General features: G+C 65.4%; 12 protein-coding genes, 1 pseudogene and 1 riboswitch. Of the genes and pseudogenes, 5 read left to right on the forward strand and 8 right to left on the reverse strand.

The features are described from left to right. From JHD67_RS18900 to JHD67_RS18910, 3 genes and pseudogenes are all read left to right on the forward strand, one after another. Nucleotides 1-436: pseudogene (locus tag JHD67_RS18900) on the forward strand (alpha/beta hydrolase); the annotation flags it as partial. 44 nt (nt 437-480) lie between these two features. After that, nucleotides 481-2952 (forward strand): acyl-CoA dehydrogenase, encoded by a 2472-nt coding sequence (locus JHD67_RS18905; RefSeq protein ID WP_199100740.1) that lies wholly within the window; start codon nt 481-483, stop codon nt 2950-2952. Nucleotides 2953-3068: 116 nt separating this feature from the next. Further along, a complete protein-coding gene (locus JHD67_RS18910; RefSeq protein ID WP_199100741.1) occupies nt 3069-3539 on the forward strand; it encodes a hotdog fold domain-containing protein in 471 nt (156 codons plus the stop codon). A gap of 16 nt (nt 3540-3555) precedes the next feature. Here JHD67_RS18910 and JHD67_RS18915 read toward each other — a convergent pair whose 3' ends face one another. The 8 genes from JHD67_RS18915 to JHD67_RS18950 form a co-directional block, all read right to left on the reverse strand. Next, the gene (locus JHD67_RS18915) at nt 3556-4551 is read right to left on the reverse strand and encodes a diguanylate cyclase (RefSeq protein WP_199100742.1); all 996 of its coding nucleotides are present in this window, start codon (nt 4549-4551) and stop codon (nt 3556-3558) included. Next, the gene (locus JHD67_RS18920; RefSeq protein WP_199100743.1) at nt 4548-5117 is read right to left on the reverse strand and encodes a chemotaxis protein CheB; all 570 of its coding nucleotides are present in this window, start codon (nt 5115-5117) and stop codon (nt 4548-4550) included. The genes JHD67_RS18915 and JHD67_RS18920 overlap by 4 nt, the downstream gene beginning before the upstream one ends. Nucleotide 5118: 1 nt before the next feature. Continuing rightward, nucleotides 5119-5985: a protein-glutamate O-methyltransferase CheR gene (locus JHD67_RS18925; protein WP_199100744.1), complete on the reverse strand. Its 867-nt coding sequence runs from the start codon at nt 5983-5985 to the stop codon at nt 5119-5121. After that, complete coding sequence (locus JHD67_RS18930; protein ID WP_199100745.1) at nt 5982-9632, reverse strand: response regulator; 3651 nt, start codon at nt 9630-9632, stop codon at nt 5982-5984. The genes JHD67_RS18925 and JHD67_RS18930 overlap by 4 nt, the downstream gene beginning before the upstream one ends. A gap of 95 nt (nt 9633-9727) precedes the next feature. Beyond that, nucleotides 9728-10648 (reverse strand): type II CAAX endopeptidase family protein, encoded by a 921-nt coding sequence (locus JHD67_RS18935; RefSeq protein WP_199100746.1) that lies wholly within the window; start codon nt 10646-10648, stop codon nt 9728-9730. A gap of 157 nt (nt 10649-10805) precedes the next feature. Continuing rightward, nucleotides 10806-12407: a peptide chain release factor 3 gene (locus JHD67_RS18940; RefSeq protein ID WP_199100747.1), complete on the reverse strand. Its 1602-nt coding sequence runs from the start codon at nt 12405-12407 to the stop codon at nt 10806-10808. Nucleotides 12408-12564: 157 nt separating this feature from the next. Beyond that, nucleotides 12565-13227: a M24 family metallopeptidase gene (locus tag JHD67_RS18945; RefSeq protein ID WP_199100748.1), complete on the reverse strand. Its 663-nt coding sequence runs from the start codon at nt 13225-13227 to the stop codon at nt 12565-12567. 78 nt (nt 13228-13305) lie between these two features. Next, the gene (locus tag JHD67_RS18950) at nt 13306-13662 is read right to left on the reverse strand and encodes a DUF1304 domain-containing protein (protein WP_199100749.1); all 357 of its coding nucleotides are present in this window, start codon (nt 13660-13662) and stop codon (nt 13306-13308) included. A gap of 215 nt (nt 13663-13877) precedes the next feature. On the opposite strand from JHD67_RS18950, the gene JHD67_RS18955 reads away from it, so the two are divergent. Further along, complete coding sequence (locus JHD67_RS18955; protein WP_199100750.1) at nt 13878-14666, forward strand: hypothetical protein; 789 nt, start codon at nt 13878-13880, stop codon at nt 14664-14666. A gap of 121 nt (nt 14667-14787) precedes the next feature. Then, nucleotides 14788-14904, forward strand: a riboswitch (SAM riboswitch). Between the two features lie 139 nt (nt 14905-15043). Further along, a partial coding sequence (locus JHD67_RS18960) for an alpha/beta fold hydrolase (protein WP_233172077.1) occupies nt 15044-15583 on the forward strand: 540 nt, incomplete at its 3' end.

Consider the following 15583-nt stretch of genomic DNA (forward strand, 5'->3'; position numbering starts at 1 on the left):
TCCCGATGGTTTTGCCAGCTATGCCGAGGCTGCCGAGGAAATCGCCAAGTACCTGCCGCACCGCGCCGAGCGCAAATCCGAGGATCAACTGCGTCCGCTGCTGCGCGAAGGCCGCGACGGGCGCCTGCGCTGGCATTGGGACCCGTCCCTGCTCGATGGGCTGGTGAGCGAGAGCGAGCGCTACCAGCCGCGCCTGATGGCCGCCGCGGCCAAGGTGCGCGTGCCGGTGCTGCTGCTTTCCGGTGGTCGCAGTGACGTGGTGTCGCGCGATACCGTGGATGAATTCCTCCAGTTGGTGCCGCAGGCGCGCCACGTGGAGCTGCCGCGCGCCACCCACATGGTGGCCGGCGACGCCAACGATGCATTCACCCGCGAGATCGCACGCTTTGCCAGCGAGCTCGCGGCTCCTGATCGCAGCGATGCGGTCACCGTTTGAACTGTTCGATCCGTCAAGTCGTCATCCGTAACGAGGTGTAAGTGATGTCCGTGATCCTGACCCTGCTGGCGGCGCTCATCGCCACCGGTGCCTGTGCCTACCACCGCGCAAGCTTGCGCACGTGGGCCATCGCCACGGTGATAACCACCGTCGTGGTCGGCCTGCTCGCCGGCGCGCCCTGGACCACCTTTATCCTGTTGGTGATCGAGCTGGCGATTGCGGTGCCCCTGCTGATGGACGGCTTCCGTCGGAAGCAGATCAGCGCGCCGCTGCTGAAGATGTTCGCCAAGGTGACGCCCAAGCTTTCCGAAACCGAACAGACCGCGCTGGAAGCGGGCACGGTCGGTTTCGAGGGCGAGCTGTTCTCCGGCAAGCCCGACTGGCACGAGCTGCTCAAGCAGCCCAAGCCGGAACTGAACGTGGAAGAGCAGGCCTTCATGGATGGCCCGGTGGAAGAACTCTGCAGCATGATCGACGACTGGCAGATCACGCACGAGTTGGCCGACCTGCCGCCGGAAGTCTGGGCTTTCGTCAAGAAGCATAAGTTCTTCGGCATGATCATCCCCAAGCAGTACGGCGGCCTGGGTTTCTCGGCGCTGGCGCATTCGGCGGTGCTGCAGAAGCTCGCCACCATGTCGGCCACGGTGGCCTCCACCGTGGCGGTGCCCAACTCGCTTGGCCCGGCCGAACTGCTGCTGCATTACGGCAGCGACGAGCAGAAGAACTACTACCTGCCGCGCCTGGCCGTGGGTGAGGAAATTCCCTGCTTCGCACTCACCGGTCCGTATGCCGGTTCCGATGCCACCTCCATCACCGACTACGGCGTGGTGTGCAAGCAGGTGGTCGATGGCGTCGAGACACTGGGCATGAAGCTCACCTTCGACAAGCGCTACATCACGCTGGCGCCTATCGCCACCGTGGTGGGTCTGGCCTTCCGCCTGTACGACCCGGACAAGTTGCTGGGTGACAAGGAAGACCTCGGCATCACCCTGGCACTGCTCCCGCGCAGCACGCCGGGTCTGGAGATCGGCCGTCGCCATTTCCCGCTGAACATTCCGTTCCAGAACGGTCCCCTGCACGGCAAGGACGTGTTCGTGCCGCTGTCGGTGCTGATCGGCGGCCCCCACATGGCCGGTCACGGCTGGCGCATGCTGGTGGAATGCCTGTCGGTGGGTCGCGCGATCTCGCTGCCGTCCAACGCCACGGGTGGCGTGCGCGGCGCGGTGGCGGCCACGGGCGCCTACGCGCGCATGCGCAAGCAGTTCGGCCTTTCCATCGCCCGCTTCGAGGGCGTGGAAGAGGCGCTGGCTCGCATCGGCGGCCTTACCTATGCGACGGCCGCGCTCTCGCGCGCCACGGCGGCGGCGGTGGATCGCGGTGAGAAGCCGGCGGTGCCGTCGGCCATCGCCAAGTACCACGCTACCGAATGGGGTCGTGTGATCGCCGGTGATGCGCTGGACGTGCATGGCGGCAAGGGCGTGCAGCTGGGTCCGAAGAACTATGCCGGCCGCGCCTGGCAGGGCGTGCCCATCGCCATCACGGTGGAGGGCGCGAACATCATGACGCGCAGCCTGATGATCTTCGGGCAAGGTGCCATTCGCTGCCATCCTTACGTGCTGAAGGAAATGCAGTCGCTGTCGATCGCTGACTACGGTGACCGCCTGAGGACCTTCGATCGCGCGTTGTTCGGTCATATCGGCTTTGGCATCTCCAACGCCGTGCGTGCGTTCACCCTGGGCATCACCGGTTCGCGTATCGGCGACACCGCTGGCGATGCGTATACCCGTCGCTACTACCGCAAGCTCAATCGCTACTCGGCGGCGCTGGCGCTGTGCGCGGATACCTTCATGGGTGTGCTCGGCGGCAAGCTGAAGTTCAAGGAAAAGCTGTCCGCTCGTCTGGGCGACGTGCTGAGCTATCTGTATATCGCCAGTGCCATGCTCAAGCGCTATGAGGACACCGGCCGTCCGGAAGCGGATCGTCCGTTGCTGGCCTGGGCCTTCCACGAGTGCATGTGGCGCACGCAGATGGCACTGGACGGCGCCATTCGCAACTTCCCGGTCAAGCCGGTCTCGTGGCTGCTGCGCGCGCTGGTGTTTCCGTTCGGTCGTCGCGAAGTGCCGCCGTCGGATCGCCTGGGTCGCCGCGTGGCCGCCATCATCACCGCGCCGGGCGAAGCCCGCGATCGCCTCACCGAGTGGGTCTACCTCACCCCGACCGCCAACAACACCATCGGCCGCATGAACGCCTTGCTGCCGGATGTGATCGCGGCCGAGCCGGTGGAGCGCAAGTTCGCCAAGGCGCAGAAGACCGGTCAGTTCAAGTCGCACGATTACCTCGGCCAGCTTAGCGAAGCGTTGCAGGCCGGCGTGATCAATGCCTCGGAGTTCGACCTGCTCAAGCGCGTGCGCGAGGGCGTGGCCGAGTTCATTGCGGTGGATGATTTCGATCCGGCAGAACTGCGCGCTGCGGTCACCCGCGCCGACCGTAAGAAGAAGCTGGCCGACGCGGCCTAAGCTTTCTCAGCGCCCTGGCGATGGCCAGGGCGCTGTCGTTCCGCCTTCATGCGGAGCCTGTCCTTCAATACGCACGCATGGGCGATGCCACGGCCTCGCCTTCAGGGAGCTTTGCCATGAGTCAGGCGCTGTCGCTCTATCGCAAGCTGGTTTCCCTGCCCGGTGGGCGCTGGCTCTACGGACGGCTCATCTGTTTCAAGGCGCCTTACTTCGCCACCATCCGCCCGCACTTCGTGGCATTGGAGCCGGGGCATTGCGCGGTGGATATTCATGACCGTCGCCGCGTGCACAACCACATCGGCACCGTGCATGCCATCGCATTGTGCAATGTGGCCGAGCTTACGGCCGGTATGATGACGGACGTGAGCATTCCCTCGACCATGCGCTGGATTCCCAAGGGCATGTCGGTGGAATACCTGGCCAAGGCCGTGGGCACCATGCATGCCGTGGCGACGCCCGAGCGTGCGGCCGTGGAATCGAGCAACGGCTACGAATGGCCCGCGCTAGTGAGCGTGCGCGACGACAACGGGCAGGAAGTGTTCCGTGCTCGTATTCACATGTGGGTCTCGCCGCGACGCGGCGGTTGAGTGCGCTGCGCGGCGCTCACGCCGCCAGTACGCAACGGTTCTTGCCTTCGGCCTTGGCCTGGTAGAGCGCGCGATCCGCTGCCTGGATCAGTTCCTCGTCGCCGCCATGGCGGCGGTCCCACACGGCAACGCCGATGCTGGCGCTCACCTGCGCCTCGAATGCGCCGTGGCGGCCGTGCAACGCATACGGCGCGGCAAGCGTGGCGCATAGCTGCTGGCAGCGCTCCATGAGCGAGGACACATCGCCCAGGTCTTCCACGATCAGGGCGAACTCATCGCCGCCCAGGCGCGCAACGGTGTCATTGGCGCGCACGTGGCCGCTGAGGCGTCCGGCGATGGCCTGCAGCAACGCGTCGCCAGCGGGGTGGCCATGGGTGTCGTTGACGCCCTTGAAACCGTCGATATCGAGCATGGCCAGGGCGAAGCCCGGGCCGTGACGCGGTACGCGTTGCATCGCGGTATACAGACGGTCGTGGAACAGGGTGCGGTTGGGCAGGCCAGTCAGCATGTCATGGGTGGCCTGATGCCGGATCTGCGCCTCGATGCGCTTTCGTTCGGCGATCTCGGCGCTGAGCTGCTCGTTGCGTTCGGACAGGGTATCCAGCGCGAACTTCAGTTGCGCGCGCGCCGCATAGAGGTCCAGAAACACGCGCACTTTGGATTGCAGGATGACATCGTTGATCGGCTTGGCGATGTAATCGACCGCGCCGAAGCGATAGCCCTTTAGGCGGTTGATGTCATCGGCATAGGCGGCGGTGACGAAGATGATCGGCGTCTCGCGCATCTGTTCGGTCTCACCTAGCAACGACGCGACTTCGAAGCCGTCCATGTCCGGCATGTTCACATCGAGCAGGATCAGCGCGAACTCGTGGTCCAGGCACAGCGCCAATGCCTCGTTACCGTTGTCGGCCTCGAATAGCTCCGCGCCGCTGTCCATCAACAGGTGGCGCATGGCGACCAGGTTGGCGGGCGTGTCGTCGACGACGAGGATCTTGGGAACGGAAAGAGTCATGGCAGGCAAAGTCGATTGAGCAGCGGCGCAATGGCCGCGAGTGGAAGGCAGTGATCGGCACCCGCGCGATCCAGCGCGGCCTGGGGCATGGTGGGCACTTCGGCGTCGGCCGGGTCTTGCACGACCGCCAGGCCGCCGTGCTGGCGCACCAGGCGCAGGCCTTCGGCGCCGTCGCTGTTGGCGCCGGTGAGCAAGACGCCCAATAGGTCACCGCGATACGCCTCGGCGGCGGACTCGAACAACACATCGATGGATGGCCGAGCGAAGTTGACGCGTGCATCCACGGAAAGCGCAAAGTATCGCGATGGCTCGACCAGCAAGTGATAGCCGCTGGGCGCGATGTGGATCATGCCGGGTGCGATCGGCGTGCGTTCGCGTGCCTCGGCGACGGGCAGTGTGGCGTGACCGGCCAGCAATTCGCACAGCACGTCCACGGTGGACGAACCGGTGTGGCAACACACCACCATGGCCTGCGGCAACTGTGGGTCGAGGCCGGCGAACAGCGCCTCCAAGGCGGCCAAGCCGCCTGCCGAACAACCGATCACGATGGCCTGCGGCGTGCCCATGTCATTCCTTGGCGGCGGCGCGCGAGCCCAAGCGGTAGATGCGCAGCGCGGCATCGACTGGCGTAAAATCGAGGGCCGATGGCGCGAAATCCAGGCTTTCGCGCGTGCCAAGGCAGAGAAAGCCGCCACGCACGAGGCTGTCGCGGAACAGGGCCAGGGTGCGGTCCTGCAAGGGGTCGGAAAAATAGATCAGTACGTTGCGACACAGCACCAGGTGCGCCTCGCAAAACACTTCATCGGTCACCAGGTTGTGGTTGGCGAAGATCACGTTCCGGCGCAGGCGCTGGTCGAGCTTGAGCAGTTCGTAGCGCGCACTGTAGTAGTCGGCCAGGGTGTGGCTGCCACCGGCCTCAAGATAATTGCGCGACCACAGCTGGGCCTCCTTGGCCGGGTAGATTCCTTCCTGCGCATGACGCAGCGCGGCCTCGTTGAAGTCCGTAGCGTAGATCTGTGTGCGCTCATACAGGCCGGCTTCTTCCAGCAGGATCGCCAGCGAGTAGACTTCCTGCCCGTACGCGCAGCCCGCTTGCCAGATATTGATCTGTGGATAGGACGCAAGCACCGGGAAAACCTGCTCGCGCAGCGCGCGGAAGACGTCCGGGTCGCGGAACATTTCCGAGACCGGCACCGATAGTCCTTCCAGTACGACGGGCAATAGACTCGGATCGTGCAGTATCCGGTCGGTGAGCGCGGTGATGGTGCCGGTGTGCTGCGTATGGCTGAGCTGGCGTACGCGCCGCTTGAGCGAGGCGGGCGCATATTGCGAGAAGTCGTGACCATGCCGCAGCTTGAGCGCGCGCACGAAAAGCTCGAGCTCGATGTCCTCAAGCTCGGTGTCGCTGGCCAGCGGTTCCTGGTTCCCGCTCATCGATGCAACCACACGCGCAGCATGGAGGACAGCTTGTCGATGTCGATGGGCTTGGAAAGATAGTCGTTGGCACCGGCTTCCAGGCACTTTTCGCGATCGCCGCGCATGGCTTTCGCCGTGAGTGCGATGATGGGGAGCTTGGCGAAACGCGGCTGGGCGCGCACTTCGCGAATGGTGTCGTAGCCGTCCATTACCGGCATCATGATGTCCATCAGTACCACCTCGATGCCATCCTGGTCGGCGAGCGTCTTCAATGCTTTTTGGCCATCCTGCGCCATCGCCACATTCATGCCCCAGCTGCGCAGCACCTTGGACAGGGCGAACAGGTTGCGCATGTCGTCGTCCACCAGCAGCACCTTGCGATCACGCAACTCGCCACCGGCCGGCGCGGGTGCGGCGGCGGTGGAGGCGGCCGGTATGGCCGGGCGACCATCGCGGATGCTGTGCAGGAACAGGCTCACCTCATCCATCAGCCGCTCCGGCGAGCGCGCGCCCTTGATGACGATGCTGTCGGTGTACTGGCGTAGACGCAGGCTTTCCTCGCGGCTCAGCTCGCGTCCGGAATACACCACCACCGGGGGAATCTGGCCGGTGGCGGCCAGGTGTTCCAGAAATTCCATGCCCGACATGCCAGGCAGGCCAAGGTCGAGCACGATGCAGTCGTAATGGGTGTTGCCCATGCGCTGCAAGGCTTCCTCCGCGCTGCCGGCGTCGTCGATGGTCACGTCGTCATGGCGCAGCAGCTTGCGCAGCGCGGCGCGCGCATCCGCATCGTCGTCCACCAGCAGCAGATGACGGGTGTGGCCCTCGGCAAAGTGCAGCAAGCGGTCGAAGGCGGTGCCGATCGCCTCGCGGCTGACGGGTTTGGTGAGAAAACCCACGGCGCCCAGCTCGCGGCCGCGACTGGCTTCATCCACGGCGGAAATGAAATGCACCGGGATATGCCGCGTGCCGACGTTCTCCTTGAGTCGCTCGATCACGGTCCAGCCATCCATGCCCGGCAGCATCACGTCGAGCAGGATGCCGGTGGGGCGGAAGTGCGTCGCCAGTTGCAGGCCTGATTCGCCATCGGCGGCGGCAAGCACACGGTAGCCCTTGCGGTGGACCATGTCGGCTAGGATGCGCGCGAACACCGGGTCATCCTCGATGATGAGGATGATGGTGTCGCCAGCGGCGATGGTTTCGCGGTCGTCCTCGATGGTGTCCGGCAGCAGGGCGCTGGTGAGCGCTGCGCGCGCGGTGGATGGCTCGGCCTGCGGGCGCGGACTCGTTGTGGATTCGCTGGCGCCGGGCGCGCGCTCAGGTAGCAACACGGTAAAGGTACTGCCGTGGCCCACTTCGCTGTGCAGCAAAATATCGCCGCCCAGCAGCTCGGCGATGCGCTTGGAAATGGTCAGGCCCAGGCCGGTGCCACCGTATTGGCGGCTCGTGCTTGCATCCACCTGCTCGAACGCGTGGAAAATGCCCTGGAGCTTTTCGGTGGGAATGCCGATGCCGCTATCGCTTACCGCAATGGCGATGGCCGGCTGGCCTTGCAGCGAAGCGGGCAGCACGTCCACCGCACTGGGCCGGCCAATGCGCACCGTGACGCTGCCTTGGTGAGTGAACTTGAAGGCATTGCCGATCAGGTTGTTGGCCACCTGTTCGAGCTTGGCGCCATCGGTGTAGAGCGCCGCAGGCAGGCCCGGTTCGATGTCTATCCGGAAATCGAGCTGCTTTTCCTGCGCCACGTGGGTGAACGTGCGGCGCAAGGTGCGTTCCAGGTCGGCGAGCGGGACCTCGCCCAGCAGCAGCTCCATCTTGCCGGCCTCGACCTTGGATAGATCGAGAATGTCATTGATGAGGCGCAGCAGGTTGCTGCCGGAATCGTGGATGATCCGCGCCGATTCGATCTGCTCGGAGTCCAGGTTGCCCTCGCGGTTTTCGGCGAGGCTGCGCGACAGGATGAGCAGGCTGTTGAGCGGCGTGCGCAGCTCGTGCGACATGTTGGCGAGGAATTCGGACTTGTACTGGCTGGCGCGCGCCAGTTCTTCCGCCTTCTCGTGCGTTTCGCGTTGCAGGATCTCCAGCATGTGTTTTTGCTGATTGAGCGTGTCGGTCTTCTGGCGTAGCTCTTCGTTGGAGGCTTGCAGTTCTTCGGTCTGCACGCGCAGCTCTTCTTCCGAGGCGAGCAGGCGCTGGGATTGTTCCTGCAATTCCTGCGTCTTGGCGTTGAGCTCTTCGTTGGTGACCTGCAGATCCTGTTGCTGGCGACGCAGTATGTCTTCGGAGGCACGCAGCTCGTCGGCCTGTTCGCTGGTGCGCTGGAGCAGGTCCTGCGTGCGCAGTGCGCGGCCGATGTTTTCCAGCGACAGCGAGGCGATCGGCAGCAGTTCGTCGAGCAGCTTCTGCTCGGGCTCGGAAAGATGCTGGAAGCTCGCCAGTTCCAGCACGCCCAGCAATTTGTCGCGCAATAGCAGCGGGCATACGGTGACGGTGCTGGGCGCGGCCTCGCCCGTACCGGAATGGATGCGCACGTAGTCGTCGGGCACGCCCTGCAGGGTGATCGGCTTGCGTTCCACCGCACACTGGCCAACCAGACCTTCCCCCAGCGCGTACTCGGTACTCAGGTGGCGACGCTGCTGGTAGCCGTAGCTGCCCAGCAACTGCAATGTGTTGCCACCGTCGTCCGCGGCGTAGAAAACGCCCACGCCGCCGCGCAACAGGGGCACCAGGGTGCTGGTGAGCCGCTCGGCAAATTCGCGCGGGCTGTTGACCGTCTGCAGTTCGCCGGCGATTTGCGAGACGTGCGATTTCACCCAGGTCTGCGCTGAGGTTTCGATCGCCATCTGCTTGAACACCTGCAAGGCGCGGGCGATTTCGCCGATCTCGTCGCGACGCTCCAGCTCCCGGATCTCCACCGAGTGATCGTGGTCGGCCAGGCGCGTCATCAGGTCGGTCATGCGACGGATGGGGCGCGTGATGAGGCGGAAGGTCATCACGATCACCAGCACGCCGAACAGCACGCTCATCAGCATGGTGATCCAGGTCACCACGCGCACTTCGGTGACGTCGGCGCGCTGCGCGGCTTCGCGCTGGTCGAGCAGGCCAAGCTCGGTGTCGTCCATCTGCTTGATCAGGGCAAGCAGGTCGGTCATCAGCACCGAACGGTGCTCCAGATAGCCGTGTTGCACGCGTACGTGTTCCTGCGCCGCTTCCACCGGATCGGTGGCTTTAATGGCCTGCATCGGCTCGATGCCGTACTGGCTGGCTTCCTTGCGCCACTGCGCGCTCAATTGCTCCAGGTGATCCAGCCGGGTCTGCTGCAGTGGGTTGTCGGCGGTGAGCTTGCGCACGCTGGCCAGATTCTGCTCGAGTTCGCGGCTGGCCTGGTCGAAGGCGATCAGGTCGTCAGGGTGCTGCCCCAGAAGATAGCCGCGCGCGGCTATCTGGCTTTCCTGCAGTGACTCGACCACGTCGTCGAGCTTGGCGCGCACCTCGTAGGTATGGCGCGACCAGTGCCAGCTTTCGTTCTGGCGTGAGATCGATTGCAGGGTGATCACGCTGCAGGCCACGAACAGCACCACCAGCAGGCCGATCGCTATGAGGATCTTGCGCTGCATCGGCTGATGCGCGAGCCAGGAATAACGGGAGGAAGTGGAGGCCATGCGTGGTCGTCGGTCGTGTGGGCCTGGGGCATCCTGCCGGGCCGGGGGCGGTGGGAGTCAGGGTATCCCCTGTCCCGGTGAAGGCGGTAGCAAGGTCAGTTGTGGGCGATGGGCGGGCGGCGGCGCCAGCTCGGCCTCAGGATGCTGCCCTGACGCACGGCGATGACCAGCAGCAGGGCGCTCACGGTGGAGCAAATCAGCAGCGCCACCACCGAGGCTTCGGCGCCAAACACGCCGCCGCTCAGCCAGTCCGGCCCGCTGCGCTCGGAAACCAGCCAGCCATGCGCGGCGGTGCCGGAGACGGGAATGCCGTACACGGTGCCTTGCATCACGTTCCAGGCCGCATGCAGGCCCACGCAGGTCCAGAGCGAGCGGGTCACGTGGTAAAGCAGCGCCAGCAGCACGCCGGCCTCGATGGCGATGGCCAGGGAGCTCCACAACGTGGCCCCGGGGTTGAAGATGTGCGCGGCGCCGAAGAACAGCGCGGAGATCGCCAGCGCCCACCAGGTGCCCAGGCCTTCCTCGACAATGCGGTAGAGCACGCCGCGCGTAATGATTTCCTCGCCGATACCTGCGCCCAGGCCGGTGGTGAGCAGGGCCGGCAGCCAGTTCACCGAGGGGTTGGTGCCCGTCACGTGGTAGCTGCCAGCCAGCCACAGCACCAGCACCACGGCGCTGAACAACGCGGCGCCCAGCAGCAGGCCCGCGCCGCCGCGGCCTGGCAGGTCGCGCCAGGCCAGTTCACGCACCGGGCGACGCTCGACCGCCTTGACCAGCACGAGGTACGCGCCCAGGGCAGGCACCAGTTGCATCAACAGGATGCCGAACGCCCGCCGGTCGGCGGTGACGCCGGGTCCGACCAGGCCGAGCACGCCGACCGCAGCGGAAACCAGCTTGAACAATACGAAGTAGAGCGCGGTAAAGAACACGATGCGCGCAAAGGGTGAAAACACCATGCGGCGCTGCCACGGCGTGGCGTTGACGGGCGTCACAAAGGCGACTTGTCCAGCTTCCATGTAAGGCATATCCCCTGATCGGAGTCAGGAGGGTAGCAGCCTTGTTGCGAGCGGCGACAGCGGGGCGAGCGAGGGTGTTGGGTGTCTTCACGCCGCCCATACGACAAGGCCGCGCTGGCGATGCCGGCGCGGCCTTGGAGTGACACCGCGACGATGCTTACAGCTCGACCGAGGTCGCGTGCTCGCGCGTGGCGGAGAAGCGCACGGCCGGCGAACGCTCCTGCGCCAGCTGCAGGTTCACGCGCGATGGTGCCAGGTACACCAGCTCTCCGGCGGCGTCGATGGCGAGGTTGTTGGCGTTCTTCTCGCGGAACTCTTCCAGCTTCTTCGCATCGTCGCAGTGCACCCAGCGCGCCGTGGCGACGGTGACCGGCTCGAAGGTGGCGTCCACGCCGTATTCGTCCTTCAGGCGATATGCCACCACGTCGAACTGCAGCACACCGACCGCGCCGAGGATGAGATCGTTGCTCATCAGCGGGCGGAAGAACTGCGTGGCGCCCTCCTCGGAGAGTTGGGCAAGGCCCTTCTGCAGCGCCTTCATTTTCATCGGGTCGCGCAGGCGGGCGCGGCGAAACAGCTCCGGCGCGAAGTTGGGAATACCGGTGAAGCTGACCATCTCACCTTCGCTGAAGGTGTCGCCGATACCGATGGTGCCGTGGTTGTGCAGGCCGATCACATCGCCGGGGTAGGCGCTTTCGACGATTTCGCGATCGCTCGCCATGAAGGTGAGTGCATTGGCGATGCGCACGTCCTTGCCGGTGCGCGTCTGCATCATCTTCATGCCGGCGTTGTAGGTGCCCGAGCAAACGCGCATGAAGGCGATGCGGTCGCGATGCGCCGGGTCCATATTGGCCTGAATCTTGAACACGAAGCCGGTGAGTGCGCCTTCATCCGGCTTGATCTCGCGTGTCAGCGTGGCGCGTGGGCGCGGCGAAGGCGCGTGCTCCACGAAGAAATCCAGCAGCAGCTGCACGCCGAAGTTGTTTACCGCCGAGCCGAAGAACACCGGCGTGAGCTTGCCGGCCAAATACTGTTCCACGTCGAACGGGTGCGAGGCGCCTTGCACCAGCTCCAGCTCGTCGCGCAGTTCGGCCAGCGCCTCGGTGCCGATCGCGGCCTCCAGGCCGGGTGCATCGAGGCCCTTGAAGATGGTGGAGTCCTGGCGGGTGAAGTTCTTGCCCGGCTCGAATACATGCACTTCGTCGAGCAGCATGTGGTACACGCCCTTGAGGCGCTTGCCCATGCCGATCGGCCAGGTCAGCGGAGCGCAGGCGATGCCGAGCACGGACTCCACTTCGTCCAGCAGCTCGATCGGCGAGCGGCCTTCGCGGTCGAGCTTATTGATGAAGGTCATGATGGGCGTGTCGCGCAGGCGGCACACCTCCATCAGCTTGATGGTGCGTTCCTCCACGCCCTTGGCGCAGTCGATCACCATCAGCGCCGAGTCCACCGCGGTGAGTACGCGGTAGGTATCTTCGGAGAAGTCCGCGTGGCCTGGGGTATCGAGCAGGTTGACGATGCGCCCCTCGTAGGGGAACTGCATCACCGAGGAGGTGACCGAAATGCCGCGCTCCTTTTCCAGTGCCATCCAGTCGGAGGTGGCGTGGCGGGCCGCCTTGCGGCCCTTCACCGAGCCGGCCATCTGGATGGCGCCGCCGAACAGCAGCAGTTTTTCGGTCAGCGTGGTCTTGCCCGCGTCAGGATGGCTGACGATGGCGAAGGTGCGGCGGCGGCGGGTTTCGGTGAGATGCGTGGACATGGCGGATTCTGGGCTCGCGAACCGTCCATTGTACCAAGGGCGGGCCAGGGCCGCCGAGGCAGGGTGATGGGTGCATCGAGCGACGCCGGGCCGGCTTCCGTGCCGGTCGGCAGGCCAGGGGGGGGGCACGCCGTCAGCCCGGGCTCTCCAGGCCGTGCTACAGCGTGAGCAGGTCCTCGTAGAACGCGCCATAGGGTTCGGTGGGATGGGCGATCTGGATCTCCAGGATCCACAGGCCGCTGGCCGGGCGCTCGCCGAACTCGCCCAGGTCGCCGGCCTTGTGCACGGCATGCGGGAAATCGCTCACCCGATGGCCCTTGATGGCGTGGTTGAGGCGCCAGCCCATGGCCTGGGCCTCTTGTTCGGCAAAGGCGTACAAGGCCTCGCCGCTCAGTCCTTGCTGGCGCCAGGCCTCGGCCACGCGCTGGAACAGGGTGCGGGCGGCGTCGGCGCAGGCTTGCTGCTCCGGCGCGTGGCCCACGGTGAAGGTGTCGCCCACGTCGCCCTCGTGGCCGTCGAACACCAGCCCCAGGTCGATGAAGTAGATGTCGTTTTCGCCCAGCCGCACGTCGGGCTCGGAGCGCTCGCGGTAGATCTTGGTGGTATTGGGGCCGATCCGGATGATGACGGGGTGCCACAGCCGCTCCATGCCCAGCTCGGCGAATACTTCGTGGGCGGCCGCGCGGGCTTCATCCTCGCTGACGCCCGGTCGCATGCGCTGGCGGATACCTTCCAGGGCCGCCCAGCTGCGTTCGCGGGCGTGCTGCATGTGCCTGGGGTCGAAGCGGTGGCCGACCGCTTCCTGCGGGGAGGACGTCATGGATGCTGACCGCGCCGGAGAGGGGGAAGGAGCATGGCACAGCGCCGTGCGGCGTACAGCGGCGACGGGGTGTCGCGCTCAGCTCAACGCCACCAGCACCAGCCCGACCAACGCCGGCAGGCCCTGAATCCACAGTACCTTGCGGCTGGCGGTGAGGCCGCCGTAAAGGCCGGCCACCAGCACGCAGCCGAGGAAGAACAGGGTGACGTGCGTGCCGCTGGCGCCCAGCCACAGGCTCCATAGCAGGCCGGCGGCGAGGAAGCCGTTGTACAGCCCCTGGTTGGCCGCCAGCACCTTCGATTGCTGGGCAAACTCCTCGCTGAGGCCAAAAGCGCGGCGGCCGGAGGGGCGCGTCCACAGGAACATCTCCAGCACCAGGAACCACACATGGAGCAGGGCGATCAGGAGGACGACGGCGTGGGCAACGAGGAGCATGGTCAACCGGGCTGGCGGGACAGGCGCGCAGTGTCGCAGCGGCGTGCCCGGGTCGCAAATGGGGTCCGTAGCACTTTCAGCCGATGGATGCGCCACGAGGCTCGGCGTAGGTTCGAGGGGCTGGGTCCGAAGGGACACACGCCCAAGTGACAGTGATGTCCGTGGGGGCGAAGGGGCAATGCCTGGCGCATTCCAACTGCTGGGGAATCGTTGCCATGAAGAAGCTATTGAGCCTGGGCCTGCTGGCCCTGTTGTGTCCGCTGTCCGTGCTGGCGCAGAGCGCCTTCGACGGTACCTGGAAGATCGACACCAGCCAGGTGCAGATGCCCAAGAAGCCCGACGTGATCGTGTTGCAGAACGGGCGTTACGAGTGCCGCACCTGCGCGCCGGCGATCGACATCAAGGCCGACGGCCAGGACCAGAAAGTTACCGGCCACCCGTATTTCGACATGATGGCCATCCAGGTGGTGGACGAGCATACGGTCAAGGAGACCCAGAAGAAGAACGGCAAGGTCGTGGGAACCTCGACCACCACGATCGCGCCAGACGGCATGACCGGGCACTTCGAATTCACCGACAGCAGCAATAGCAACGCCGAGCCGGTCACCGGCAAGGGCGATCTCAAGCAGGTCGCCAAAGGTCCGGCCGGATCGCATGCCATTTCCGGTTCCTGGCTCACCTCCGATATTTCCGGCTTCTCGGACAACGGGCTGCTGTTCACCTACCGGGAGGCCGGCGGCCAACTGAGCATGACTACGCCCACCGGGCAGTCCTATCAGGCCAAGATCGATGGTAGCGAGGCGCCATACAAGGGCGATCCAGGGATTACCAGCGTAACGGTCAAGCGGATGGGCAAGGACACGCTGGTGGAAACCGACAAGCGCGACGGCAAGGTGATTGCCGTGATCAAGTCCACCGTGGCCGCCGATGGCAAGACCATGAACGTGACATTCGATGACAGGCTGCGCGGACAAACCATGTCCTATGCGGCGGTCAAGCAATAGGGGTCAAGGCGCGCCGCGGGCCGCGCCGTGGCGCGCTTTCATGGGTTTCTTGCGATGCCTATACGCCTAGACGTTTAGACGTCTATTGACACGGCAATGTCCGTGCCGCTAGATTCTCCCTTACTCATCGAGACCGGCGGAGGGACAGGCCCTTTGAAGCCGGGGCAACCTGCGGAACATTTCCGCAACGGTGCCAATTCCTGCGGCGGTGCTTCGGGCGCCAGCCGCGAGATGAGGGCAAAACCCCACCGCCGCGATTCCGTCGGCTGTGCCTTGCTCTCATCTCCGGTCCGCAGGTCGATGCCGACCGGAGAAGAGCCACCATGTCCAGCCAGCCGCAAAGCGTTCCGCCCGCCATCCCCGCATCCCTTGCGGCGATGGGCGCCATGCGGTCGGATCTGACCACTCAGCGCTGCGTCCGGCGCATCACGCTCACCCCCAAGTACGGCAGCGCGCCTTGCGCCGTGGATGTGAGCTACCTGTGGTGCGGCGCGCCGGATGCGCCCACGGTGATCGTGCAGGGCGGCATTTCGGCCAACCGTGATGTGGTAACCCTGGATAACGAAAGCCCCGCCGGTTGGTGGCAGGACCAGGTCGGCGCCGGCCGCCCGCTGGATCTGGACCGCTACCGCGTGCTTTCCATCGACTGGCTCACCCCGGCGGACCTGGGCGGCGCACAGGCCATCTCCAGCGAGGATCAGGCGGACGCCTTGGCCGCCCTGGTGGAGGCGTTGGGCATCGGCCGTGTGCATGCTTTTATCGGCGCCTCCTACGGGGCCATGGCCGGCCTCGCCTTTGCGGCGCGTCACCCCTATGCGCTGGGCCGGCTGGTGCTGCTGGCCGGTGCTCATCGCCCGCATCCGCTGGCCACGGCGCAGCGCTCGGTGCAGCGTGGCATCGTGCGCCTGGGCCTGGAC

The sequence above is a fragment of the Dyella sp. ASV21 genome, from assembly GCF_016428975.1.
Lineage (GTDB): Bacteria > Pseudomonadota > Gammaproteobacteria > Xanthomonadales > Rhodanobacteraceae > Dyella.